The organism is Hydrogenophaga sp., assembly GCF_051860785.1.
Lineage (GTDB): Bacteria > Pseudomonadota > Gammaproteobacteria > Burkholderiales > Burkholderiaceae_C > Hydrogenophaga.
The window spans coordinates 132,261-156,050 of sequence record NZ_JBIMLB010000001.1 but is presented as its reverse complement, the minus strand read 5'-3'; the positions used below and the strand labels follow the sequence as shown (position 1 = coordinate 156,050).

Sequence of the window (23,790 nt, the reverse complement as noted above, 5' to 3'; positions counted from 1 at the left end):
ACCGTGGCGAAGCCTTCCCTCAGGCGAACTGCGTGCGCCCCGTGCCGGCCGCACCATCGATGCGGAACACCGACACCGCCTGCGCCAGCAGGCGGGCCTGCTCCTGCAGGCTGGTGGCCGCCGCCGAGGTCTGCTCCACCAGCGCGGCGTTCTGCTGGGTCATGTGGTCGAGCTGGGACACCGCCACGTTGATCTGCGCCACACCGTCGGCCTGCTCGGCGCTCGACGCCATGATCTCGCTCACGATGCCGCTCACGCGCTGCGCATTGGCCACCACTTCGGTGATGGTGCCGCCGGCTTCCTGCACGAGGCGCGTACCGCCCTGCACCTGGGCGTTCGAGTCCTCGATCAGTTGCTTGATCTCCTTGGCGGCCTGGGCGCTGCGTTGCGCCAGGTTGCGCACCTCGCCCGCCACCACCGCGAAGCCGCGGCCCTGTTCGCCAGCGCGCGCGGCTTCCACCGCCGCGTTGAGCGCCAGGATGTTGGTCTGGAAGGCGATGCCGTCGATCACGCCGATGATCTCGCCAATGCGGCTGCTGCCGCGCTGGATGTCCGCCATGGTCTGCACCACCTGGCCGACCACGTCGCCCCCATGGCGTGCCACCTCGGCCGATTCGCCGGCCAGCTGGTTGGCCTGGCGCGCTGAACTGCTGGATTGCTGCACGGTGGAGGTCATTTCCTCCATGCTGGCCGCCGTTTCTTCCAGGTTGCTGGCGGCCTGCTCGGTGCGCGCGGACAGGTCCTGCGCGCCCTGGGCCACTTCGCCGCTGGCAATGGCGATCTGATCGGAAGCCGTGCGCACACTGCCGAGCACGTCGCGCAGGCGGGCGGCCATGCCATCGAGCGAACGCAGCACGCGCTGGGGTTCACTGTTGCCTTCGGTCTGCAGGCGCAGCGACATATCGCCCTGCGCCATCTGCTCCACCGCATGCAGGGCGGCCTGGCTGCTGCCGACCAGGCCGCGCGTGATCACCACGCCCAGCCACACCAGCAACAACAAGGCACCGGCGCCCAGCGCCGCCACCCAGCCCATGGCGCTGCGCGTGCCGGCCAGCAGGCTTTCGTGGTCTTGCTGTGCCGCAGCGGCTTCGTGGGTGAGGAGTTGGTCGACCGCCTGGTCCAGCCGCGCCAGCAGTGGGCGGCAGAGCTCCATGATCATGGCGGCGGCCTTCTGCTGTTCACCGCCGGCCGCCACGCCGGTGATGGTGAGCGCCACCGGGCCGTATTCCGCTTCGGCAGCCACCACCGCATCGACGAGGGCGCGTTCCTTCGCGTCGGCGTTGGCGGTGAGTGCCTTGAGTTCCTTCACGGCGGCCTGGGTGGCGTCGTGTGCCTTTTTGATGTTTGACAGCTCGGCCTCGCGGTCGGCGGGCTTGCTGGCGATGGTGAGGTTGCGCGCCGCCACGGCACGCGCACTGACCGCCTTGATCAGTTCGTTGCCCACACGCTGGCGCGGTGTGTTGACGTCATTGCCGGCCTTGGCGATGGATGCGCTGTTCATGAGGCCCATGGCACCGACAGCGGCGACCGATGCCAGGAACAGCGCGGCCACAGCCAGCAGGACCGACAGCTGGGTGCGGATGGGAGAGCGTGACAGATGAAACATGAGACCTCCAGGAATGATGAGGCTTTTGTCGCCTTTCACTCGTTATCGACATCCACGTGCCCGACTTGAGCGACCGGCAGTCGAACGGTCAGCGGCTGGCATTCATCTTGCATGTGATCTTGTATCCAAGATGGAATGCTTAAACATGGTGCAAGAAACAACCCTACCGACCCCTGCGGCACCGCTGGCGCCGCAGGCGTGGATCCACTACCCGGCGCAAGCCATCGCCGGGGCGTCCACCGGCGCACTGGCTGGCCTGCGCTTCGCGGTGAAGGACAACATCGACGTGGGCGGCTGGCCCACCACGGCGGCCTGCCCGACCTTTGCGTACACGCCCGAGCACCACGCCAGCGTGGTGCGCCGCCTGCTCGAAGCTGGTGCATCGGTGGCGGGCAAGACCAACCTCGATCAGTTTGCGTGTGGCCTGAGCGGCACGCGCTCGCCCTACGGCGCGGTGCCCAACGCGATCAACCCTTTGTATGTGTCGGGTGGTTCCAGTTCCGGCTCGGCCTACGTGGTGGCCACGGGCCAGGTGGACTTCGCGCTAGGCACCGACACCGCCGGCTCCGGCCGCGTGCCCGCAGGGCTGAACAACATCGTGGGCCTCAAGCCTTCGCGCGGGCTCATCAGCGCGCGCGGCGTGGTGCCGGCGGCGCAGGCGGTGGACTGCGTGTCCATCTTTGCGCCCACGGTGGCGGGCGCGGCGCGCGTGCTGGCTGCCGCCATGGGCCACGACCCGAGCGACCCGTATTCACGCCAACTGGAGATGGCGACGGCCCCGCTGGGCGCGCGTTTCCGTTTCGGCGTGCCCGCCGAGCTGGAGTTCTTCGGCGACGAGGCCGCGCGGCTCGCCTTCGACGGCGCACTGGCCCAACTGCAAGCCATGGGTGGCGAAGCGGTGCCGCTGGACTTCGCGCCGCTGTCGGCCTGCGCGGAGATGCTGTATGGCAGCGCGCTGGTGGCGCAGCGCCTTGAAGCGATCCGCGATTTCTTCGACGCGCACGAGGCCGAGGTGATCGAGCCCGTGCGCAGCATCATTGCCTCGGGCCGCAGCTACAGCGCGAGCGACCTGGTGGCCGCGCAGACGCGGCTGGCCGCATTGGGCCAGCAGGCGCAGGCGCTGTGGCAGGGCGTCGACCTGCTGGTGGTGCCCACGGCACCCACGCACCACACCATCGCGCACATGCAGGCCGACCCGGTGGTGCTGAACCGCCAGCTCGGCGCCTACACCAACTTCGTCAACCTGCTGGACTACGCGGCGCTCTCGGTGCCGGCCAGCATCCGCCCCGACGGCCTGCCCTTCGGCATCACGCTCATTGGCCGCTGCGGTTCGGACTGGCAGCTCGCCGAACTCGGGCAACGCTTTCACCACGCCACCGGTCTCACGCAGGGCGCCACCGGCCTGCCCCTGCCCACGCCCCAGCCGATACCGGGCCTGAAGAGCGCCCCCACGGTGCGTGTGGCGGTGGTCGGTGCCCACCTCTCTGGCATGCCGCTCAACGGCCAGCTCACCGAACGCGGCGCCACGCTGGCCGAGCGCACGCACACCGCCGCGCAGTACCGCCTGTATGCCCTGCCCGGCACCACGCCGCCCAAGCCCGGCCTGCTGCGCGTGTCGCCCGGCCTGGGCAAGCGCATCGAGGTCGAGGTGTGGGACATGCCGCTGGCGCACTACGGCAGCTTCGTCGCGCTGGTGCCGCAACCCCTGTCCATCGGCACGCTCACGCTGGCCGATGGAAACCAGGTGCAGGGCTTCCTGTGCGAGCCGCTCGCGCTCGAAGGCGCCACCGACATCACCCACCTGGGTGGCTGGCGCGCGTACATCGCCTCGCTGTCCGCCACGCCTGTGACCACTCCCTGATCCCTTCTTCGTCCATCTCTTCCGTCAACCTGCAGGAGCCACTCATGAAACGCTTTCAAGCCCCCTTGCCTTCCCCCGTCGACGCGCGCCGCCGCCGCGTGCTGCAGATCGGCACTGCCGGTGCCGTGCTGGGTGTGCTGGGCACGCCCAGCGTGCTGCGCGCCCAGAGCGGACCGAAGATCCGCATCGGCTACTGGCCGATCGCAGCCGGCCTGCCGTTCTACTCGGCCATCGAGCTGGGCTACTTCAAGGAAGCGGGTCTGGACGTGGAGCCGCTGAAGTTCGCCGGCGCACAGCAGGTGATGGAGGCGGTGCTCTCGGGCCGCGCCGACGGCACCGCCAACGGCACAGGTTCGGCCAACATCGCCATCGGCGAGATCGCCCAGCCCGGCACCTTCAAGATCTTCTGCTCCAACCCGAGCAACGTGAAGCACGTGCTGGACGAGGTGATCGTGCCGGTGGCCAGCCCCGCCAAGGTGATGGCCGACCTCAAGGGCAAGCGCGTCGCCTCAGGCCCCGGCATCCAGAACGTGACGCTGGCCAAGACCGTGCTGGAGCGCGGCGGCGCGGTGGGCGCAACGGTGGTCGAGCTGCCGATCGGGCAGCATGTGGCTGCGCTCGCCGCCGGTCAGATCGATGGCGCCTACACGCTCGAACCCACCGGCACCATCGGCCGCATGAACGGCACCACCAAGGTGCTGGAAGCCGGCGTGATCGCGCGCTACGTGCTGGGTGATCCCATGGCGCCCTGGTTCGGCGGTTCTGCATCGCTGTCGTCGGACTTCATCAAGAAGAACCCGGACGCGGCGAAGAAGTTCGTGGCCGCCTACGGCAAAGGCGTGACGTATGTGCGCACCAAGGCCACCGAAGCACGCCAGTACCTCAAGGGCTACACCGCCATCGAAGGTGCGCTCACCGGCGAGGTGCCGCTGGCGGCGTACACCATGTACAACGAGTTCACGCCGGCCGACGTGGCGCACTTCCAGAAATTCTTCGACCTGTTCAGCGAGAAGGGCATCTTCTCTTCGCGCCTGATGGTCGACAGCATGCTCTACAAGGGTTGATGCCATGAGCGGCACGCCTCCCCTGGCCGCCGACGCGGCCCCCACCAAACCCTGGAGCCCGCCCACCTCGGCCGGGGCGCCCACTCAACCGAAGAAGACCGACTGGGGCAAGGCTCTGCCCGTGGTGGGCCCGGTCGCGCTCTTCATCCTGTGGGACATGGTCGTGCGGCTGGGCTTCATCAAGCCCATTCTGCTGCCTGCGCCGCTGGATGCACTCGGTACGCTGATCACCGGCCTGGCCGGTGGCCCGCTGCTCGGCGACTTTCTCATCACGGTGTGGCGCACGGTGCAGGCTTTCCTGATCGCCGCCCTGCTCGGCATGCCGCTGGGCATCGTGCTCGGCAGCACCGAGAAGGCCTACCGCAGCGTGGAGTTCCTGATCGACTTCTTCCGCTCGACGCCGTCGTCGGCGCTGATCCCGCTGTTCCTCATGATCTTCGGCGTGTCCGACATCAACAAGGTGGCCATCGCTGCCTTCGGCGCGCTGCTGATCGTGGTCTTCAACAGCGCCTACGGCGTGATCAATGCGCGCAAGCAGCGCGTGATGGCGGCCAAGGTGATGGGCGCGACGCGCTGGCAGGTGTTCAAGGACGTGCTGGTGTGGGAAAGCCTGCAGCCCAGCTTCGTCGGCCTGCGCTCGGCGGTGTCCATGGCGCTGGTCATCGTGATCGTGGCCGAGATGTTCATCGGCGCCGACAGCGGCCTGGGCAATCGGATCATCAACTCGCAGCAGGTGATGAACGTGAAGGACATGTACGCGTCCATCCTGGCCGCTGGCGCGCTGGGCTATGCGCTCAACGTGCTGTTCCTCGTGGTCGAAAGAAAGATCGTGCACTGGAGTGGAAGATGAACACAGTCGTCAATTCACCGGTGTATGACGCCGACGTGCCCGCGCCCGAATTCAAGCCGGGGCCGGCAGGCACGCACATCACCATCCGCGGCCTCACGAAGTACTTCGCGGGCTGGCCGCTGTACGAGAACTTCGACCTCGACATACCGAAGCACAAGATCGTCTCGGTGTTCGGGCCCAACGGCTGCGGCAAGAGCACGCTGATCAACATGATCGCGGGTCTCATCCCGATCGACAGCGGTGAAATCCTGTTCGATGGCAAGAGCCTGAAGGACACCAAGATCGGCTACGTGTTCCAGAACTACCGCGAAGCGATGTTCCCGTGGATGCGCACCATCGACAACATCGCCTACCCGCTCAAGCTCGAAGGCAGGAGCAAGGCCGAGGTGGATCGGCGCATGGCCGAGCTGGTGGCCTCGTTCGACGTGAAGTTCGACCTGAACCGCTACCCCTATGAACTCTCGGGCGGACAGCAGCAGACCGCATCCATCATGCGCGCGCTCGCGCCCAACCCCGAGGTGCTGTTCCTGGACGAACCGTTCTCCGCGCTGGACTTCGAGATGACGCTGTTCATCCGCGAGAAGCTGCAGGAGGTCTTCATGCAGACCGGCACCACCATGATGCTGGTCTCGCACGACCTGGAAGAAGCGGTGTACCTGGCCGATCAGGTGCTGCTGCTCACCAAGCGGCCCACCAAGGTGGCCGAGATCCTGTCCTACGACGACCCGCGCCCGCGCACCACGGCCACGCTGTCCGAGGCGAGCTTCATCGCAGCGAAGAAGCGCAGCCTGGAGATCTTCCAGCGCGAGGTGCGGCGGTGAACGAGGTACAGACGCTGATCTACGTGCAGGCCGCCGCCGTGGCGATGGACCTGAAGCTGGACACGGCCCAGGCCGCCCGCGTGGCTTCGCACATGCACCGCACCACGGGCATGGCCGCGCTGCTCGACGCCTTCCCGCTCCACGACGAGGACGAGCTGGCCGAGCTCTATTGCCCTGCGCCCTTCGTCGACGAGACCCGCTGACATGACCTTGCCTCCGAATCTCAGCCAGATCGCGCAGGCGGTGGCCAGCGGCCAGCGCAGCGCGGTCGACGTGGTGGACGCGTGCATCGCGCGCATCGAGGCCACCGACGGGCGCATCAACGCCTTCACCGGAACGCGTTTCGAGGCGGCGCGCGCCCAGGCCGCGCGGGTGGACGCACAGCGCGCACGCGGCGAGCCACTGGGCCCACTGGCCGGCGTGCCTTTCGCGGTGAAGAACCTGTTCGACATCGAAGGCGAAGTGACACTGGCGGGATCGAAGGTAAACCGCACCAACCCACCCGCCACCGCCGACGCAGTGCTGGTGCAGCGCCTGCAGGCCGCGGGTGCGGTGCTGGTGGGCTCGCTCAACATGGACGAGTACGCCTACGGCTTCACCACCGAGAACACCCACTACGGCCCGTGCCACAACCCGCACGGGCTCGGTCACGTGGCGGGCGGTTCGTCCGGTGGCTCAGGCGCGGCGGTGGCCGCTGGCCAGGTGCCGCTCACGCTGGGTTCGGACACCAACGGTTCAATCCGCGTGCCCTCCTCGTTCTGCGGCATCTGGGGTTTGAAGCCCACCTTCGGCCGGCTCTCGCGGCGCGGCAGCTACCCGTTCGTGGGCAGCATCGACCACCTCGGCCCCTTCGCCGACGACCTCGAAGGTCTGGCGCTCGCCTACGACGCACTGCAAGGTCCCGACCCGCTGGACCCGGGCTGCTTCGCCACCAGCGTGCAGCCGGTCGCGCGCCTGCTGCCCCAGGGCGTGCAAGGCCTGCGCGTGGGCGTGCTGGGCGGCTACTTCGCGGCGCACGCCAACGCCCCTGCGCACGAGGCGGTGGCCCAGGCCGCGACCTCGCTCGGTGCGACCACGACAGTGGAATGGCCCGACGCAGCGCAGGCCCGCGCTGCGGCCTTCATCACCAGCGCCAGCGAAGGCGGTGCCCTGCACCTGCAGCGCCTGCGCATGCAAGCGGCCGATTTCGAACCGCTGTCGGTGGACCGCTTCATCTCCGGCGCACTGCAACCGGCCGCCTGGTACGTGCGTGCGCAACGCTTCCGCCGCGTCTACCGCGACAAGGTGAATGCCCTGTTCCGCGAATGGGATGTGCTGATCGCGCCGGCCACGCCGGTGGCCGCACCCGCCATCGGCACCGAGTGGATCGACATCAACGGCCAGCGCTTTCCCTGCCGCCCTTCCATCGGCCTGCTCACGCAACCGATCTCGTTCGCCGGCTGCCCGGTGGTGGCCGCACCGATGTGGCCTTCGGGCACCGAGGGCCTGCCGATCGGCGTGCAGCTCATCGCCGCGCCCTGGCGCGAAGACCTGGCGCTGCGCGCGGGCTGGGCGCTCGCGCAGGCGGGTGTGGCACACGCAAAGGAACCTGCGCTGTGATTGAAGTGAACATCCCGGACGTGCTGACCGAGGTCACGGCCGCATTCGAGCGGTACGAAATGGCGCTGGTCAACAACGACGTGGTCGTGCTCGACGAACTGTTCTGGAACAGTCCGCACACGCTGCGCTACGGCGCCACGGAAAACCTCTACGGCTTCGACGAGATCTGCGCCTTCCGCGCCGCCCGCCCGTCGACCGGCCTGGCGCGCACGCTGGGCCGCACCGTCATCACCACCTACGGCCGCGACTTCGCCACCGCCAACACCGAGTTCCACCGCACCGGCAGCGACCGCATCGGCCGCCAGAGCCAGACCTGGATGCGCACGCCCGAGGGCTGGCGTGTCGTCTCGGCACACGTGAGTTTTCTGTCCTGATCTTTCCCTCCCACCACCGTCCACCCCACCCTCTCCAGGAGCTTTCATCATGAGTTTCCAACTGCCCAACCGCCGCGACTCCCTCAAGACCCTGGCCGCACTTGGTGCCGCCGCCAGCAGCCCGTTCGCCTTCGCGCAGGCCAAGCCCATCACCGTGGGCGTGATCTACGTCGGCCCGCGCGACGACTACGGCTACAACCAGGCCCACGCCGAGGCCGCCGCCCAGCTCAAGAAGATGGCCGGCGTGAAGGTGGTGGAGGAAGAGAACGTGCCCGAGACCGCGGCCGTGCAGCGCACCATGACCGGCATGATCGCGCAGGACGGCGCTTCGCTGGTGTTCCCGACCTCGTTCGGCTACTTCGATCCCCACATGCTGGCCGTGGCGGGCAAGTTCCCCGACGCGCGCTTCGCCCACTGCGGCGGCATGTGGACCGAGGGCAAGCACCCGAAGAACACCGCGAGCTTCTTCGGCTACATCGACGAATGCCAGTACCTCAACGGCGTGATCGCCGGGCACATGAGCAAGAGCGGCAAGATCGGCTTCATCGCTGCCAAGCCGATCCCGCAGGTGCTGCGCAACATCAACGCCTTCACCATGGGTGCTCGCTCGGTCAAGCCCGGCATCACGACCAACGTGATCTTCACCGGCGACTGGTCGATGCCCGTGAAGGAGGCCGAGGCCACCAACAGCATGGCCGACCAGGGTGTGGACGTGTTCACCATGCACGTGGACGGCCCCAAGGTGATCGTGGAGACCGCCGCCAAGCGCGGCAAGATGGTCTGCGGCTACCACGCCAGCCAGGCCAAGCTGGCCCCGCAGGCCTACCTGACCGGCGCCGAATGGAACTGGCTCACCGCCTACACCACCTTCCTGGAAGCCGCACGCAGCGGCAAGCCGCACCCCAACTTCGTGCGCGGCGGCCTGAAGGAAGGCTTCGTCAAACCCTCGGCCTACGGCCCGGCGGTGACCGACGCGGCGAAGAAGCAGGCCGACGGCATCAAGGCCCAGATGATGGCTGGCAGCTTCGACATCTTCAAGGGCCCGCTCAAGGACAACAAGGGCGCCACCGTGATCCCGGCCGGCAAGGTCTTCAAGCAGACCGACCTGGAGCTGGAAAAGATGAATTACCTGGTCGAGGGCGTGAACGGCAGCGTCTGACCTGAAGACCAGGCACGCGATTCGCTAGGGCTTTTGGCATGCGCAACATCCTCCTCCCCACCGGTGCCATCCTGGCGGCCCTGCTGCTGTTCGGGCTCTTCGTCTCGTTCGCGGGCGTCAACCCGGTGGAGGTGTGGGTGCTGCTGTTCAAGGGCGCGTTCGGCGACTGGTATTCGTGGCAGAACACGCTGCAGCGCGCCGCTCCGCTGATGCTCACCGCACTGTGCGTGGCAATCCCGGCGCGGGCCGGGCTCACGGTGATCGGCGGCGAAGGTGCGCTGGTGCTCGGTGGCCTGGCCTGCGCGGCGCTGGCGCACGCGGTGCCGCTGCCCACCAACCTGCTCGGCACCGTGCTGGTGTGTATCGCGGGCGCCGTGGCGGGTGGCCTTTGGATCGCGCTCGCCGGCTGGCTGCGGCAGTACCGCGGCATCAACGAGACCATCAGCAGCCTGCTGCTGGCCTATGTGGCCATCGGCCTGTTCAAGCACATCGTGGAAGGCCCGCTGCGCGACCCGGCCAGCCTGAACAAGCCGTCCACCCCCGCGCTGGACGAAGGCCTGCTGATCGGTGGCATGGCCGGTTCCGACGTGCACTGGGGCCTGGTGATCGGTGTGGTGGTGTGCTTGGTGGCCGGCCTGTGGCTGCGCCTCACGCCTTCGGGCTTTGCGGTGAGCGTGGTCGGCGGCAACCCGCGCGCGGCGCAACTCGTGGGACTGCCGGCCACGCGCCTCATTCTGGTGGCCTGCGCGCTCGGTGGTGCAGCGGCGGGCCTGGCAGGTGCCATCGAAGTGGCCGCCGTGCACACCAGCGCCAACGCGTCGCTGATCGCGGGCTACGGCTATGCCGGCATCCTGGTCTCCTTCATCGCGCGGCACCACCCGGTGGCGGTGATCCCGGTGGCCATCCTGTTCGGTGGCTTCGGCGCCGCTGGCAGTCTGCTGCAGCGCCGCCTGGGCTTGCCCGACGCTTCGGTGCTGCTGTTGCAGGGCATCGCCTTCGTGCTCATCCTGGCCAGCGAGGCGCTGCGCGACCGCGACTGGAAGGCCTTCTTCGCGCGCTTTGGCCACTTCGGGCCATCCGAACCGGTGCCCATCGTGATGCCCTCGGCGCCCGCTCAAGGAGGTGACGTCAAATGAGCTCGGACCAGTTGCTGATCTTCCTCGCCGGCATCGTCGGCGGCGCGCTGCGCGTGGGCGTTCCCTTCCTGTTCGTAAGCCTGGGCGAGTGCCTGACCGAGAAGTCGGGCCGCATCAACCTCGGGCTCGAAGGCGTGCTGGTGCTCTCGGCCATGACGGCCTTCGGCGCTTCGTACCTGAGCGGCTCGCCCTGGATCGGCGTGCTGGCCGGCGCGCTCTCGGGCGCGTTGCTGGCCGCCCTTCACGGCGTGCTGTGTTCGCTGCCGCGCGTGAACGACATCGCCACCGGCATCGCGCTCATGCTGCTGGGGATGGGGCTGGCGTTCTACCTCGGCAAGCCGCTGATCCAGCCGCAGGCCGCGCAACTGCCGGCCATCCCGCTGGGCAACTGGAGCGATTCGGCCGCCGTGCGCTCGGCCCTGCAGGTGAACGCGCTGCTGCCGATCGGGCTGGCGCTGGCGGGCGCGCTGTGGTGGGCCTTTGCCAACACGCGCGCCGGTTTGCTGGTGCGCATGGCGGGCGACTCGGCCAACGCCACGCGCGCGCTGGGCTACTCGGTCTCGGGCATCCGCATCGCGGCCACCGCCGCGGGCGGCTTCATCGCCGGCCTGGGTGGCGCCTCGCTCACGCTGTTCTATCCGGGAAGCTGGAACGAAGGCATCTCCAGCGGCCAGGGCCTGATCGCCGTGGCGCTGGTGATCTTCGCGCGCTGGAGCCCGCTGCGCTGCGTGGGCGCGGCGTTGTTGTTCGGCGGTGCGGGCGCCATCGGACCGGCGCTGCAGTCGATCGGCATCGGCTGGGGCTACCACCTCTTCAACATCGTGCCCTACGTGCTCACGCTGCTGATCCTGGTGATCACCTGCCGGCCGGGCGTGATCGTGCCCGGCAGCCCCACCGAGCTTTCTTCCAACAAATGAAGAACACCCCCCTGCGCCGCTGCGCGTCTTCCCCCCTCCGTGGCGCGCCTTCGGCGCTTCGAGGGGGGACGGCATCTCGGACCGGCGGAGCCGGATCCTCGGTGCCTCTGGAAAGGTTGTTTGCATTCGGCGCGGGTCGTGCGCCGACATGGTGAAGGATTGACATGGAACGTTTCATCGACGCCAACCCCTACGCCTGGCCGTACAACGGCGACCTGCGTCCAGACAACACCGCTCTCATCGTGATCGACATGCAGACCGACTTCTGCGGCGTCGGCGGCTACGTGGACAAGATGGGCTACGACATCTCGCTCACGCGCGCGCCCATCGCGCCGCTGAAGGTGCTGATGGCCGCGATGCGCGAGGCCGGCTACCACCTCATCCACACGCGCGAAGGCCACCGCCCCGATCTCTCGGACCTGCCGGCCAACAAGCGCTGGCGCTCGCGCCAGATCGGCACCGAGGGTGTGGGCATCGGTGACGACGGACCTTGCGGGCGCATCCTGGTGCGCGGCGAGCCGGGCTGGGACATCATTCCCGAGCTCGCCCCGCTGCCAGGCGAAGCCATCATCGACAAGCCGGGCAAGGGCTCGTTCTACGCCACCGACCTGGAACTGCTGCTGCGCACGCGCGGCATACAGAACCTGATCCTCACCGGCATCACCACCGACGTGTGCGTGCACACCACCATGCGCGACGCCAACGACCGGGGTTTCGAATGCCTGCTGCTGTCGGACTGCACCGCCGCCACCGACAAGGGCAACCACGAGGCGGCGCTGAAGATGATCACCATGCAGGGCGGTGTGTTCGGTGCGCATGCCACGTCGATCGCGCTCATGGAAGGGATCTTGTGAAACACCCCCGCCGCGCTTCGCGCGACCCCCTCAAGGGGGCAGCACCAGCGGCCCGGCAAAGCCGGTTCCGCGGTGCTTCCCGATGGAGACCGCGACATGAATGAAACCAATCCGATCGGCGGCCTGCCGGCCGCCACCGGTGCGCTGGGGCTGGACACCTACGAGATGAGCATGCGTTTCGGCAGCTTCACCGCGCTCGACCAGGTGAGCATGAAGGTGTGGCCCGGCACGGTGCACGCACTGCTGGGCGAGAACGGTGCGGGCAAGAGCACGCTGGTGAAGTGCGTGGCGGGCTTTCAGCGGCCCACCGCCGGCAGCATCCTGATCGACGGGCGCGAGCAGAGCATTCCCAACCCGGTGGTGGCGCGCAGCCTGGGCATCGGCATGGTCTACCAGCACTTCACGCTGGCCCCGGGCATGACCGTGGCCGAGAACCTGCTGCTGGCCGGCGGCAAGGCGCCGGCCGTGATCGACTGGAAGCAGAAGCGCGCCGAGCTCGCGCAGTTCCTGGAAACCACGCCCTTCAAACTGGACCTGGACGCGCGACCGCAGGAACTGGCCGCTGGTGAAAAACAGAAGCTGGAACTGCTCAAGCAGCTCTACCTGAAGCCGCGCCTGCTGATCCTGGACGAACCCACTTCGGTGCTCACACCGCAGGAGGCCGACGAGGTGCTGGGCCACGTGCGCCAGTTCGCGCGCAGCGGAATGTGCACCGTGCTCATCATCACCCACAAGTTCCGCGAGGTGATGACCTACGCCGACGACGTGACCGTGCTGCGCCGGGGCAAGACGGTGCACCACTGCGCCGTGCGCGACACCAGCCCGGCGCTGCTGGCCAACGCCATGGTGGGCGAATCGAGCGCAGCGGCACCAGAACGTGCAGCCGCGCCGGTGCTGAACGCCTCTTCGAGCGCGACGGCGTCCACCACCGCTTCACTGGAGGTGAAGGGCCTGGACGTGATGGGCGATCGGGGCACGCTGGCGGTGCGCGAGCTGAGCCTGGCGGTGGCGCCGGGCGAGATCCTGGGCATCGCCGGTGTCTCCGGCAACGGCCAGCGTGAACTGGTGGAAGCGCTGGTGGGCCAGCGGCCGCGCGCCGCCGGTGCCGTGAAGGTGCAAGGCGAGCCCTACGCGGCCCGGCGCGAAGAGAACCACCGGCTGAAGGTGCGCAGCCTGCCCGAGGAACCGCTGCGCAACGCCTGCGTGGGCGATCTTTCGGTGGCGCAGAACATGGCGCTGCGCGATTTCGACCAGGCGCCGCTGTGCGTGGGCGGGCGCCTGCGCTTCGGCCACTGGCGCAGCCGCGCGCGCGAATGGATCACCGGTTACGGCATCAAGACCCAGGGCGAGGGTGCGCCGATCCGCAGCCTCTCGGGCGGCAACGTGCAGCGCGCGGTGCTGGCGCGCGAGCTGCACGGCGACATCAACGTGCTGATCGCGGCCAACCCGGTGTTCGGTCTGGACTTCGCGGCGGTGAAGGAAATCCACACCCGTCTGCGCGGCGTGCGCGACCAGGGCGGCGCGGTGCTGCTGATCAGCGAAGACCTGGACGAGCTGCTGGAACTGGCCGACCGCATCGTGGTGATGAGCGAGGGCCGCGTCGTCTTCGAAACCCCGGCGGCCAGCGCCGAACGCCACGTGCTCGGCGCCCACATGGGTGGCGGGCACCACTGAACCATGATGAACATCGACGCCCTGCCCTTCCCCTACGAATTCGACGTGGCGCACACCGCGCTGGTCATCATCGACATGCAGCGCGACTTCATCGAGCCGGGTGGCTTCGGTGAAACGCTGGGCAACAACGTGGCGTTGCTCGAGGCCATCGTGCCGGCCTGCCAGGCTGCGCTGGGTGCGTGGCGCCGCGCTGGCGGCATGGTGGTGCACACGCGCGAGGCGCACCGGCCCGACCTGTCGGATTGCCCGCCGGCCAAGCGCCTGCGCGGCAACCCGAGCCTGCGCATCGGCGATGCGGGCCCGATGGGCCGCATCCTCGTGGCGGGCGAGCCGGGCAATCAGATCATTCCGGCGCTCGCCCCGATGGCCGGCGAAACCGTGGTCGACAAGCCGGGCAAGGGCATGTTCTACGGCACCACGCTGCACGAGCAGTTCCAGAAGGCCGGCATCACCCACCTGCTCTTCATGGGCGTGACCACCGAGGTCTGCGTGCAGACCAGCATGCGCGAGGCCAACGACCGGGGCTACGACTGCCTGCTGCTGGAGGACTGCACCGAGAGCTACTTCCCCCATTTCAAGGCGGCCGCCGTCGAGATGCTGCGCGCCCAGGGCGCCATCGTCGGCTGGACGGCCACCAGTGTGCAGTTGCTCGCGGCGCTGCCGGCCCGATGAGATAGAGTTTCCCCGTGCAGAAAACCACCCGCCGACCCGCTCAGGCGACCGCCCCGCTGGCGACCGTCCATCCTTCACGCGCCAACGAGGTGTACGAACAGCTCAAGCGCGACATCGCCGACTTCCGCCTGGTGCCCGGTGACCGCTTCACCGAGCACGAACTGTGCGCGCGACTGGAGGTGTCGCGCACGCCGGTGCGCCAGGCACTGTTCCGCCTGCAGCAGGAAGGCCTGGTGGAGGTGATGTTCCGCAGCGGCTGGCGCGTGCTGCCGTTCGACTTCGACAAGTTCGACCAGCTCTACGACCTGCGCATGGTGCTGGAAACCACCGCCGTGCAGCGCCTGTGCCAGCAGGAGGTGGCCACCTCCGAGCCGCTGCTGCTGGAATTGAAGGAGCGCTGGCTGGTGCCGGCGAGCGAGCGCAGCAGCGACGCCACGCAGGTGGCCGCGTGGGACGAGTCCTTTCATGAAACCCTGGTGAGCGCAGCCGGCAACGCCGAACTGGCGCGCGTGCACCACGAGGTGACCGAGCGCATCCGCATCATCCGCCGGCTCGACTTCCTGAAACAGATGCGCATTGACGCCACCTACGACGAACACGCCAAGATCCTGCGCGCCATCATCGCGCGCAAGGCCGACCGCGCCGACCTGCTGCTGCGCTCGCATATCCAGGCCAGCCAGGTCGAGGTGCGCAAGATCACGCTGCACCAGGTCTACATGGCGCAGCAGGTGGCGCCAGCGGCCTAGTTCCGCTCGGGCGTTTCCGAGGTCACCGCGAACGCGCTCGCGCGCACGTTCTCGAAAGGCCGGATCTCGTACTGCAGGCCACAGGCGAGACAGGGGTTGTCGGCCGAGATGCGCGCCGCTTCCTCCAGGCTGTCCGCACGAACGAACCAGAAACCACCGACCACCTCCTTGGCCTCTGCGAACGGGCCATCGACGATGCGGTCGCGCGAGACCAGCTTGCCCTCGCGCGCCAGGCGCTGTCCCGAGCGCATCACGCCCCTGGCCACCATCTCGCCGTGCCAGACGTAGAAGCGGTCGATCGCGTCCTGGATCTCCTGGGGCGATTTGTCGGCATCCCACTGCCCGCGCGAGATGACCAGGTACTCGCCTGGCGCGTTGTCGTCGCTCATTCCATGGGCTCCTTCACGGTGATCGAATCAAAACCGAGGTGGTGCATCAGCTCGCGCAGGATCAGCACGTAGGCAGCGAAAGCGGCCTGAGGGGGCAGGCCGCTGGAAGCCACCGGGCGGCCCTGCGAGACCGCGACCAGGCCATTGAACACGCGCTCGACCTGCTCGATGGACAGCGGTGGTGCCGGGTCTTCGCCGGGTCGGGCCACCACCACCAGATGGCGCGCTTCTGCGTCATGGGTGACCAGGGTCGTGCCCACAGGCAGCGATTTCGCGATCGGCATGACCAGGTCCTCGACGAAGGCGATGGCGTTCTCGAGCTCCAGGGGAGAAGGGGGTTCGTTGCGCCAGGGGCCCGATCCGAGTTCCTGCGTGCCGAGGTACAGCACGGTGTCGATGCCGGGGTCGGTGGTGGCTGTCAGGCGGGTGGCCTGCTCGCCGATCTGAAGGGTGGTGATGCGGTCCATGACGCACTGTATCGGCTCCGGCGCAAATGAGGGGTTTCGATCTGCTTCAGGGGCCGGAACTTGCGCCGCTGTGCGCGTGTCAGAATTTCCGCATGCCTCCAGTCCTTCCCGCCTCCCTCGTTGCCCGTGGTCTTCTGCTCCTGTTGCTGGCCGCCGGTGTGTATTTTTTCCGGGGCTTCGTGGTGCCGGTGCTCGCGGCGCTGATCATCGGATTTGCCAGCTGGCCGCTGTACGAGCGCCTGGTGGAGCGCTGCCGGGGCAGCACCACGCTGGCGGCCAGCCTGGCGCTGCTGGTGGTCCTGGCCGTGCTGGTCGCGCCCATCATGGTGGCCCTGCACTACGCCCTGCAGGAGGCCACGCAATTCGTGAACTGGCTGCTGGCGGCCAATCGCAACGGGGCGGCGGTGCCGCCATGGATCGCGGCACTGCCTTTCGTGGGCGAACAACTCGCCACCTACTGGCGCGAGCACCTGGGCGCGCCCGGCGCCCTGGGTGAATGGATCCAGCTGCTCAGTGGCCAGCACATCGGCAACATCTACCGCGTGGCGCTGGCCGCCACCGGCAACCTCTTCGGCCTGGCGCTCACCATCCTGTTCATGCTCATCACGCTGTTCTTCATCTACAAGGACGGCACCCGCATCGCCCGGCAACTCGACGTGGTGGGTGAGCGTGTGCTGCACCAGCGCTGGCAGCGTTTCTCGCGCGTGGTGCCGGCCACGGTGAGCGCCACCGTGATCGGCATGGGCCTGATCGCCGTGGGCGAAGGCGTGGTGCTCGGCGTGGCGTACTGGATCGCGGGCGTGCCCTCGCCGGTGCTGCTGGGCGTGGCCACGGGTTTCATGGCGCTCATTCCGGGCGGTGCGCCGCTGTCGTTCACCCTGGTCTCTCTTTACCTGGTGGGCTCGGGCCACCCGGGTGCCGGCCTGGCCCTGTTCGTGTGGGGCTCGGTCGAACTCTTCATTGTCGACAAGACACTGCGCCCGCGCCTGGTGGGTGGACCGGTCAAGCTGCCCTTCCTGCCCACCTTCTTCGGCCTGGTGGGCGGCGTCACCACCATGGGCTTCGTCGGCCTGTTCGTGGGGCCGGTGCTGATGGCGTTGCTGGTCGCGATCTGGCGCGAGTGGCTGCACAGCATCGAGGCCACCAACGCGGTGGATTCCGCGCGCCCCGGTTCTTAGGCGCGCTGCACGTGCTCGGCCACGGCCCGCGCCTGCGGTCCGATCGAGCGCAGCAAGCCGCCTGGCTGGCGCACATCGAAGCCCACGAAGTACACGCCAGCCAGCGCGCCTTCACCCACCGTGGCCGGCGGCATGCCGCGTGTGTCCAGCGGCAAGGGGGTGCGGGGAAACAGTTCGCGCAGCGCGGCGTCGTAGCCGGTGGCGAGCAGCACCACGTCGAAAGGGTGCTCTTCACCGCCCACGAAACGCACGCCACCGGGTGTGAGCATCTGGATGCCGGGATAGATCTGGATGTCGCCGGCCTTGATGCGCCGCACCGTGCCGACATCGATGACGGGCGTGCGACCTTCCTCGCGCAACTGGCGCAGCGGCGATTGCGATGCGGTGTGCAGGCCGTAGCGGCTGAGGTCACCCACGGTGAGGTTGCGCAGCAGGATGGCCAGTGCATCGCCCCACACAGGAGGCAGCTTGCTCAGTGCGATGCTGGAAAGCTGGGTGGGCCGGCCCAGCACGTCGCGCAGCACGATGTTGACCGGTGAGCGCACCGACAGCGCGGTGCGAACGCCGTGCTCCACGAGATCGAGCGCGATCTCGGCACCGGTGTTGCCCATGCCCACCACCAGCGCGCGCTGGCCGGCAAAGGGCGCGGCATTGCGGTAGCTGCGGCTGTGCAGGATGCGCCCGCCGAAATCCGCCCGCCCGGGCAGTTCGGGCGCGCACGGCCGCCGGTTGGCACCGGTGGCCACCACCACATGGCGTGCGGCAAAGCGCTGTCCCGCCGCCGTGGTAGCCACCCAGCGCGCCACGGTGCCGGCAGGCGCAGGTTCGATGGCCTCGACTTCGTGCCCCAGCTCGGGACGCAGGCCATGGTGCTCGGCATAGGCCATCAGGTACTCCACCACGCCCTGGCGCGGCACGTAGCGCGGCGCACTCTCGGGAAACGGCAGGCCCGGCAGCGCGGAATGCGTCTTGACCGTGTGCAGGTGCAGGCGCTCGTAGTGGTGACGCCAGGAAGCGGCGACCTCCAGCGCGCGGTCGATCAGTTTCACTTCCAGCTCGAGCGGCGCGAGACAGGCGGCTGTGGCCAGACCCGCAGGGCCTGCGCCAATGACCAGCACGTCGCAGGATGAGCTTGTTGTTGTGGAATCCATAGGGCCTGACTCGCGCCCAGTGTGGCTCGCCGGCCAGCGAAAGGCCATGCGGGTTTAACCGGGGCATGCCGCCCCTCAGGCCAGCGCCGCCGCGCGCTCCAGCAAAAAGGCCTTCTCGCGCTCGTTGCCCGCCAGGTCGGCGGCGCGCTGGAATTCGGCGCGCGCTTCTTCGCGACGGCCGAGTTTTTCCAGCAGGTCGCCGCGCACGCTGGGCAGCCACTGGTAGCGCTGCAGGGCTTTTTCTTTCATGAGCGCGTCCACCAGCACCAGGCCTGCTGCCGGGCCGGCGTGCATGGCCACGGCCACAGCGCGGTTGAGCTCCACCACGGGCGATGGCGCAACGCGGGCAAGTTCGCCATACAGCGCGGCGATGCGGGACCAGTCGGTGTCTGCGGCGCGCTGGGCGCGCGCGTGGCAGGCGGCGATGGCGGCCTGCAGGTGGTAGGGACCGGGCGCGGTGGTGAGCAGGTCGGCACGGTCCAGCGCTGCCAGGCCACGCCGGACCAGCAGCGCGTCCCATCGGGAACGATCCTGGTCGGCCAGCAACACGGGCCGGCCTTCGGCGTCGGTGCGCGCGGCGGTGCGCGAGGCCTGAATCTCCATGAGGGCCAGCAACCCATGCGCCTCGGGCTGCTGGGGCGCAATCTGCGCCAGCATGCGCCCCAGTCGCAGGGCTTCGTCGCACAGCGCGGGGCGCATCCAGTCGCCGCCGCTGGTGGCGGTGTAGCCCTCGTTGAACACCAGGTACACCACCTCCAGCACGGAGGCGAGCCGCTCGCCCAGGGCATCGCCACGCGGCACTTCGAAGGGCACGCCGGCTTCACTGAGCGTGCGCTTGGCGCGCACGATGCGCTGAGCGATGGTGGCCTCGGGCACCAGGAAGGCGCGCGCGATCTCGTGCGTGGTGAGCCCCCCGAGCAGCTTGAGCGTGAGCGCCACGCGCGCGTCGGTGGAGAGCACGGGATGGCAGGCGGTGAAGACCAGGCGCAACAGGTCGTCGCCAATGTCGTCCTGCCGGGCTTCGTCCAGCGCATCCACGAAATCGGGCACGTGCGTGGTGCCCAGCGCCTCCATGTCGGCGGCAATGTCCTCGTGCCGCGCATCGGCCATCTGCCGGTGGCGGATGTGGTCGAGCGCGCGGCGCTTGGCGGTGGTCATGAGCCAGGCGCCGGGGTTGTCGGGGATGCCGTCGGCCGGCCAGTGCTCGAGCGCCGCCACCAGCGCGTCCTGCGCCAGTTCCTCGGCCACGCCGATGTCGCGCACCATGCGCGCCACGGCCGCCGTGACGCGCGCGGATTCGAGGCGCCAGACGGTGGCAATGGCCTGGTGGACACCGGAGTGCATGCGCAGGAATCTACATCTGTGCCGGCGCGGCGGCCATGTCCATCCAGCACACTTCCCATTGATGACCGTCCAGGTCGGCGAAGCCGTGCTGGTACATGAAGCCGTGGTCCTGCGGCGCATTGGGCGTGGTACCGCCGGCCGCCACGGCCTTGGCAACGATCTGGTCCACTTCGTCGCGGCTGTCGCAAGAGAGCGCAATCAGCACCTCGGTGGCCTTCTTCGCATCCGAGATCGGCAATTTGGTGAAGCCTTTGAAGAACGGCTCGACCAGCAGCATGGCGTAGATGTTGGGTGCGATCTCCAGGCAGGCGCCCTGCTCGTTGGTGAACTGCGGGTTGAAGCTGAGCCCCAGGGCCTTGAAGAAGGCCTGGGATTTGCCCATGTCCTTGATGGGCAGGTTGACGAAGATTTCGCGAAACATGGTGGTTCTCCTTGGGGTTCAGTTCTTGCCTTCGCACAGGACCTTCAGGGCCTGCAGCGCTGGCGGCCAGGTGTTGGACATCATCTCTTCGTAGCCCGTGAAGGTGTCGATGACCACGTTCACGCGGGTGCCACCGGCCTCGTCGGTGAAGGTGTAGTTCTCGTAGCAAGGCGCCCACGCACGCACCGCTTCGCTGGTGGTGTCTTCCTTGCCGTTCTCGATGAAACCGAGGTGCCGGATGGACACGAACTCGGCCGGGCGGTGCTCGGCGATCTCGGACACCATGCCGTTGCCGGCCGGGTCCAGGAAGCGGATGCGTGCGCCCTGGTCCCACGAACCCTCGAAGCGCGAGCCTTCGCAGAAGGCGCTGGTCCATTGTTCGTAGGTGGGTGCTTCCAGCATGGTGGTCCACACATGCCGGCGCGGGGCCTGGATGAGGATGTCGAAATGCTGCTTCATGGCGGTCTCCTGGGGCTGGGGCTCATCGGGTGCGGGCATCGAGCTTCTTGAAGTCTTCCAGCGGCTGGCTGGGTGGGAAGTCTTCCATCTCGTAGAGCTGGCGCAGTTCGATCACGGCTTCCTTGCCGCGACCGGCCGGATTGGGGAAACGGCGGCTCCATTCCAGGGCCTCATCTCGCGTGCGCACCTGGATCAGGGTGTAGCCGGCAATCAGCTCCTTGGCCTCGGCAAACGGGCCGTCGACGATGCGCTTCCTGCCGTCGGCGCTGTAGTGCACGCGCCAACCTTTCTGGCTGGGGTGCAGGCCCGAGCCGTCCAGCAACACGCCGGCCTGGGCCAGTTCCTCGTGGTAGCGGACCATCTCCGCCATCAGCGCCTCGTCGGGTGCAGGGCTGGTCTCGGCCTCGAACTCGTCGCAGGACTTGACGATGATCATGAATCGCATGGGTGTTCTCCTGTTGAGGGCCACGGGGTGGCTTCAACCCTACGACGAAGCAGGCGACCGGAATTCGACGCCGCGCGACTAAATAGAAACCCTGGCTTTCGGTATCACTCGTAACAAGGTGCGAGCGCGCGCACCTCGACAGTGGCCCACTCGGCGGCCGGGCATTCGTGGGCGATGGCCACGGCCTCGGCCATGCTGGCGCAGTTCAGCAGGAAAAAGCCGCCGATCATTTCCTTCGCCTCGGCGAACGGACCGTCGAGCACCTGGGCCTTGGCGCCGCCGGCCTTGCTGATGCGCACCGCACTGGCATCCGAGGCGAGCGACTCCGCCGCCAGCAGCTTGCCGCGCTCGCGCAGGGCGTCGCCGAAACGCACCATGCGGTCGTACACCTCGTGCCCCTCGGCTTCGGTGCGCGTGACGCGCTGACCGGCGGGTTCAATGATCAAAAGCATGTGGGACATGAACAACCAACCTTTCGATGTACACGGGGCGAGGTCGACATGCTAACGCTTGACCACGCCCCGCAAACCCCCACAATGCCAACCCATGCCCCAGCTCAACTTCGACAACTTCCGCATCCAGGCCCTCACCGAAGGCTTCGACGAGGTGCTGGAACGCGAGTGGGAGCCGCTCACGCTGCTGGACATGCACTCCCACCCGTTTTCGGTGAAGGCACTGGTCACGCGCGGCGAAATGTGGCTCACCGTGGGCGACCTCACGCGCCAGCTGCGCCCGGGCGACACCTTCGAAGTGGACCGCGATGTGCCGCACGCCGAACGCTACGGCCGGGAAGGTGCGGCTTACTGGGTGGCTCGGCGCAACGAGTGAGGCTCACCGCCCGGTCATGACGGCTTCAAGCCCAGGGTGGTCTCCAGGAACGCCCTGCTTCGCTGCCATGCCAACTGTGCACTGACAGGCTCATGCGCTGCACGCGCTTCACATGCGAAGCCGTGGCCCGCGTCGTACAGGTGCAGCGGCAGATCGGGGTAGGCCGCCGCAATCCGTCGAACACCCTCCAGAGGGATGTTGGCATCCGACCGTCCAAAATGCATCATCACCGGCACCTTGGGGGCCAGGTCAAGGTGGTCTGCGATATGGGTTCCGTAGAAGGCAATCGCACCACGGATGTCAGGATTGAGTGCAGCGGACTTCCACGCCAGCGTTCCACCCCAGCAGAAGCCGATGACGACAACCTGATCGTGTCCCCAAGAGCGTGCGAGATGGACAGCCGCAGCAACATCCAGGAGCGCCGCGGCGTCATCGATCTTCTGCCGGACCTCGCGGGCGGCGGCCACGTCCTTGGGCTCATAGCCGAATTCCAGGCCAGGCTGCACTCGGTCGAACAGCGCAGGTGCAACAGCGAAATAGCCTTGACGTCCTAGCTGGTCACACAGGTCACGAACGTACTGGTTGACGCCGAATATCTCCTGCAGCACAACGATGGCGGGAGCTTGCGGCCGATCCGGCGTCGCATAGCACTGAAGCTTGTGGCCATCTGCTGCGGTCACTGTGGCCCATGCAGCCTGCTTTGCGCCCACGAGGGCCTTGAGATCGTTCATGCCTGTTTGCTTCCGTGACTCGTTCATGGCGACACCGTTGCGCCAACGTGAAGTGATGATCGACGCAAAGGCAGGCCGCATCAAATGAAAACATTGCCTTCACATTTAACCCTTGGTTAAATGTGAACCTACAGTCGTCTTGAGGAGCGTGAGTGAATCTTCGCCAAATGGAAGTATTTCGTGCCGTCATGTTGTCCGGCGGAGTCAGTCGCGCGGCACAACTGCTGCATGTCTCACCTCCAGCGATCAGCAAGGTTCTGGCACAAGCGGAGAAAGCAAGCGGGCTCCTGCTGTTCGAACGGATCAAAGGCCGGCTCGTTCCAACGCCGGAGGCCCAGCAGCTGTATGCCGAAGTCGACAGGCTCTGGCTAGGCGTGGAGATGGTGCGCGACGTGAGCAAGGAGTTGTCGCGGCCGACTCAGGCAAGTCTGCGGCTGGTGTGCACGGCGAGTTTGGCGCCATGGCTGATGTCTCGCACCGTCGCGCGCCTCTACAAGCAGATTCCGAGATTGAACTGCCGCTTTCGTGTGATGAGCCCAGACATGCTCACCCAGCAACTCCTGCACCGCGAATCCCACCTGGGCATTGCGCTCGCACCTCATGAACATCCCAATCTGGACACGGTCAAGAGCTATCACTGCGGGCTCGCCTGTGTGATGCCGAGCAGCCATCCTCTCGCAAAGAAGGCGCGAATCAAGCCGGAGGACCTGGCGGGCGAACGCGTGATCTCTTCGCCCGAATCCAACCTTTTCGGACAGACGCTCAGGCGAGCCCTCAAGCCAGTGGCCGGCAAGATTCATGACGACATGGACTGCACCAGTTCCACCACCGCCTGCTGGTTCGCTCAGGCCGGCGTAGGCCTGGCGATCGTGGACGAAGTCTCGATCGCCGGTGGCGTGCTGGCTGGCCTGGAGGTCCGGCCGTTCGTGTCCAAGGAACGGCTCGAAGTAAGGGTGATCAGGAATCGCTACCGCCCCATGTCGGTGACGGAGAAGGCGTTCCTGGAGTTGTTCGATGACGTCTGGCGATCAACTTTCTAGCTTC

At 67.5% G+C, this 23,790-nt stretch carries 27 protein-coding genes; 17 read left to right on the top strand and 10 right to left on the bottom strand.

All coding sequences use genetic code 11. The features are described 5' to 3' along the window. Positions 1-19: 19 nt before the first annotated feature. Positions 20-1,606 carry a methyl-accepting chemotaxis protein gene (locus ACTIF6_RS00745; protein ID WP_439586087.1) on the bottom strand — a complete coding sequence of 529 codons (1,587 nt, stop codon included), beginning with the start codon at positions 1,604-1,606 and terminating at the stop codon, positions 20-22. A gap of 145 nt (positions 1,607-1,751) precedes the next feature. Between ACTIF6_RS00745 and atzF the strand changes: the two genes are divergently transcribed. The 14 genes from atzF (at position 1,752) to ACTIF6_RS00675 (ending at position 15,333) form a co-directional block, all read left to right on the top strand. Further along, the gene (gene atzF, locus ACTIF6_RS00740; RefSeq protein WP_439586086.1) at positions 1,752-3,467 is read left to right on the top strand and encodes an allophanate hydrolase; all 1,716 of its coding nucleotides are present in this window, start codon (positions 1,752-1,754) and stop codon (positions 3,465-3,467) included. A gap of 44 nt (positions 3,468-3,511) precedes the next feature. Continuing rightward, on the top strand, positions 3,512-4,531 hold the full coding sequence (locus ACTIF6_RS00735) for an ABC transporter substrate-binding protein (protein WP_439586085.1): 1,020 nt from the start codon (positions 3,512-3,514) through the stop codon (positions 4,529-4,531). Between the two features lie 4 nt (positions 4,532-4,535). Further along, complete coding sequence (locus tag ACTIF6_RS00730) at positions 4,536-5,381, top strand: ABC transporter permease (protein ID WP_439586084.1); 846 nt, start codon at positions 4,536-4,538, stop codon at positions 5,379-5,381. Next, positions 5,378-6,202, top strand: coding sequence for an ABC transporter ATP-binding protein (locus ACTIF6_RS00725; RefSeq protein WP_439586083.1), 825 nt, complete (start codon positions 5,378-5,380; stop codon positions 6,200-6,202). Before ACTIF6_RS00730 ends, ACTIF6_RS00725 begins: the two co-directional genes overlap by 4 nt. Further along, a complete protein-coding gene (locus tag ACTIF6_RS00720) occupies positions 6,199-6,405 on the top strand; it encodes a DUF4089 domain-containing protein (protein WP_439586082.1) in 207 nt (68 codons plus the stop codon). The genes ACTIF6_RS00725 and ACTIF6_RS00720 overlap by 4 nt, the downstream gene beginning before the upstream one ends. Position 6,406: 1 nt before the next feature. Next, entirely contained in the window at positions 6,407-7,801 is a 1,395-nt protein-coding gene (locus ACTIF6_RS00715) for an AtzE family amidohydrolase (RefSeq protein WP_439586081.1), read from the top strand. Further along, positions 7,801-8,175, top strand: a complete 375-nt coding sequence (gene hpxZ, locus ACTIF6_RS00710; RefSeq protein ID WP_439586517.1) for an oxalurate catabolism protein HpxZ — start codon at positions 7,801-7,803, stop codon at positions 8,173-8,175. The genes ACTIF6_RS00715 and hpxZ overlap by 1 nt, the downstream gene beginning before the upstream one ends. A 49-nt stretch (positions 8,176-8,224) precedes the next feature. Then, positions 8,225-9,334 (top strand): BMP family ABC transporter substrate-binding protein, encoded by a 1,110-nt coding sequence (locus ACTIF6_RS00705; protein WP_439586080.1) that lies wholly within the window; start codon positions 8,225-8,227, stop codon positions 9,332-9,334. Between the two features lie 38 nt (positions 9,335-9,372). Then, the gene (locus ACTIF6_RS00700) at positions 9,373-10,470 is read left to right on the top strand and encodes an ABC transporter permease (protein WP_439586079.1); all 1,098 of its coding nucleotides are present in this window, start codon (positions 9,373-9,375) and stop codon (positions 10,468-10,470) included. Further along, the gene (locus ACTIF6_RS00695; protein ID WP_439586078.1) at positions 10,467-11,387 is read left to right on the top strand and encodes an ABC transporter permease; all 921 of its coding nucleotides are present in this window, start codon (positions 10,467-10,469) and stop codon (positions 11,385-11,387) included. The genes ACTIF6_RS00700 and ACTIF6_RS00695 overlap by 4 nt, the downstream gene beginning before the upstream one ends. Positions 11,388-11,551: 164 nt before the next feature. Beyond that, on the top strand, positions 11,552-12,241 hold the full coding sequence (gene biuH, locus ACTIF6_RS00690; RefSeq protein WP_439586077.1) for a biuret amidohydrolase: 690 nt from the start codon (positions 11,552-11,554) through the stop codon (positions 12,239-12,241). Positions 12,242-12,337: 96 nt separating this feature from the next. Further along, entirely contained in the window at positions 12,338-13,915 is a 1,578-nt protein-coding gene (locus ACTIF6_RS00685) for an ABC transporter ATP-binding protein (RefSeq protein WP_439586076.1), read from the top strand. Between the two features lie 6 nt (positions 13,916-13,921). Further along, positions 13,922-14,587: a cysteine hydrolase family protein gene (locus ACTIF6_RS00680; protein ID WP_439586516.1), complete on the top strand. Its 666-nt coding sequence runs from the start codon at positions 13,922-13,924 to the stop codon at positions 14,585-14,587. Positions 14,588-14,601: 14 nt separating this feature from the next. Beyond that, on the top strand, positions 14,602-15,333 hold the full coding sequence (locus ACTIF6_RS00675; RefSeq protein ID WP_439586075.1) for a GntR family transcriptional regulator: 732 nt from the start codon (positions 14,602-14,604) through the stop codon (positions 15,331-15,333). Here the strand turns inward: ACTIF6_RS00675 and ACTIF6_RS00670 are convergent. Both ACTIF6_RS00670 and ACTIF6_RS00665 read right to left on the bottom strand, forming a co-directional pair. Beyond that, a complete protein-coding gene (locus ACTIF6_RS00670) occupies positions 15,330-15,722 on the bottom strand; it encodes a YciI family protein (RefSeq protein WP_439586074.1) in 393 nt (130 codons plus the stop codon). The two genes, ACTIF6_RS00675 and ACTIF6_RS00670, sit on opposite strands and share 4 nt — an antisense overlap. Then, on the bottom strand, positions 15,719-16,189 hold the full coding sequence (locus tag ACTIF6_RS00665; RefSeq protein ID WP_439586073.1) for a hypothetical protein: 471 nt from the start codon (positions 16,187-16,189) through the stop codon (positions 15,719-15,721). The genes ACTIF6_RS00670 and ACTIF6_RS00665 overlap by 4 nt, the downstream gene beginning before the upstream one ends. 92 nt (positions 16,190-16,281) lie before the next feature. Between ACTIF6_RS00665 and ACTIF6_RS00660 the strand changes: the two genes are divergently transcribed. Next, entirely contained in the window at positions 16,282-17,367 is a 1,086-nt protein-coding gene (locus tag ACTIF6_RS00660; protein WP_439586072.1) for an AI-2E family transporter, read from the top strand. On the opposite strand, the gene ACTIF6_RS00655 is transcribed toward ACTIF6_RS00660, so the two are convergent. From ACTIF6_RS00655 to ACTIF6_RS00630, 6 genes are all read right to left on the bottom strand, one after another. Next, positions 17,364-18,518: a flavin-containing monooxygenase gene (locus ACTIF6_RS00655; RefSeq protein WP_439586071.1), complete on the bottom strand. Its 1,155-nt coding sequence runs from the start codon at positions 18,516-18,518 to the stop codon at positions 17,364-17,366. The genes ACTIF6_RS00660 and ACTIF6_RS00655 overlap by 4 nt on opposite strands. A gap of 75 nt (positions 18,519-18,593) precedes the next feature. Next, positions 18,594-19,862 carry an RNA polymerase sigma factor gene (locus ACTIF6_RS00650; protein ID WP_439586070.1) on the bottom strand — a complete coding sequence of 423 codons (1,269 nt, stop codon included), beginning with the start codon at positions 19,860-19,862 and terminating at the stop codon, positions 18,594-18,596. Positions 19,863-19,872: 10 nt separating this feature from the next. Continuing rightward, the gene (locus tag ACTIF6_RS00645; RefSeq protein WP_439586069.1) at positions 19,873-20,283 is read right to left on the bottom strand and encodes a VOC family protein; all 411 of its coding nucleotides are present in this window, start codon (positions 20,281-20,283) and stop codon (positions 19,873-19,875) included. Between the two features lie 18 nt (positions 20,284-20,301). Continuing rightward, positions 20,302-20,742 (bottom strand): SRPBCC domain-containing protein, encoded by a 441-nt coding sequence (locus tag ACTIF6_RS00640; protein ID WP_439586068.1) that lies wholly within the window; start codon positions 20,740-20,742, stop codon positions 20,302-20,304. A gap of 22 nt (positions 20,743-20,764) precedes the next feature. Next, positions 20,765-21,187 carry a YciI family protein gene (locus ACTIF6_RS00635; RefSeq protein WP_439586067.1) on the bottom strand — a complete coding sequence of 141 codons (423 nt, stop codon included), beginning with the start codon at positions 21,185-21,187 and terminating at the stop codon, positions 20,765-20,767. 104 nt (positions 21,188-21,291) lie between these two features. Further along, positions 21,292-21,648 (bottom strand): YciI family protein, encoded by a 357-nt coding sequence (locus ACTIF6_RS00630; protein WP_439586066.1) that lies wholly within the window; start codon positions 21,646-21,648, stop codon positions 21,292-21,294. A gap of 85 nt (positions 21,649-21,733) precedes the next feature. Between ACTIF6_RS00630 and ACTIF6_RS00625 the strand changes: the two genes are divergently transcribed. Continuing rightward, entirely contained in the window at positions 21,734-22,015 is a 282-nt protein-coding gene (locus ACTIF6_RS00625) for a cupin domain-containing protein (protein ID WP_439586065.1), read from the top strand. Positions 22,016-22,029: 14 nt separating this feature from the next. On the opposite strand, the gene ACTIF6_RS00620 is transcribed toward ACTIF6_RS00625, so the two are convergent. Then, positions 22,030-22,746, bottom strand: a complete 717-nt coding sequence (locus ACTIF6_RS00620; protein ID WP_439586064.1) for a dienelactone hydrolase family protein — start codon at positions 22,744-22,746, stop codon at positions 22,030-22,032. A gap of 152 nt (positions 22,747-22,898) precedes the next feature. Between ACTIF6_RS00620 and ACTIF6_RS00615 the strand changes: the two genes are divergently transcribed. After that, a complete protein-coding gene (locus ACTIF6_RS00615) occupies positions 22,899-23,786 on the top strand; it encodes a LysR family transcriptional regulator (protein WP_439586063.1) in 888 nt (295 codons plus the stop codon). Positions 23,787-23,790 lie beyond the last annotated feature (4 nt).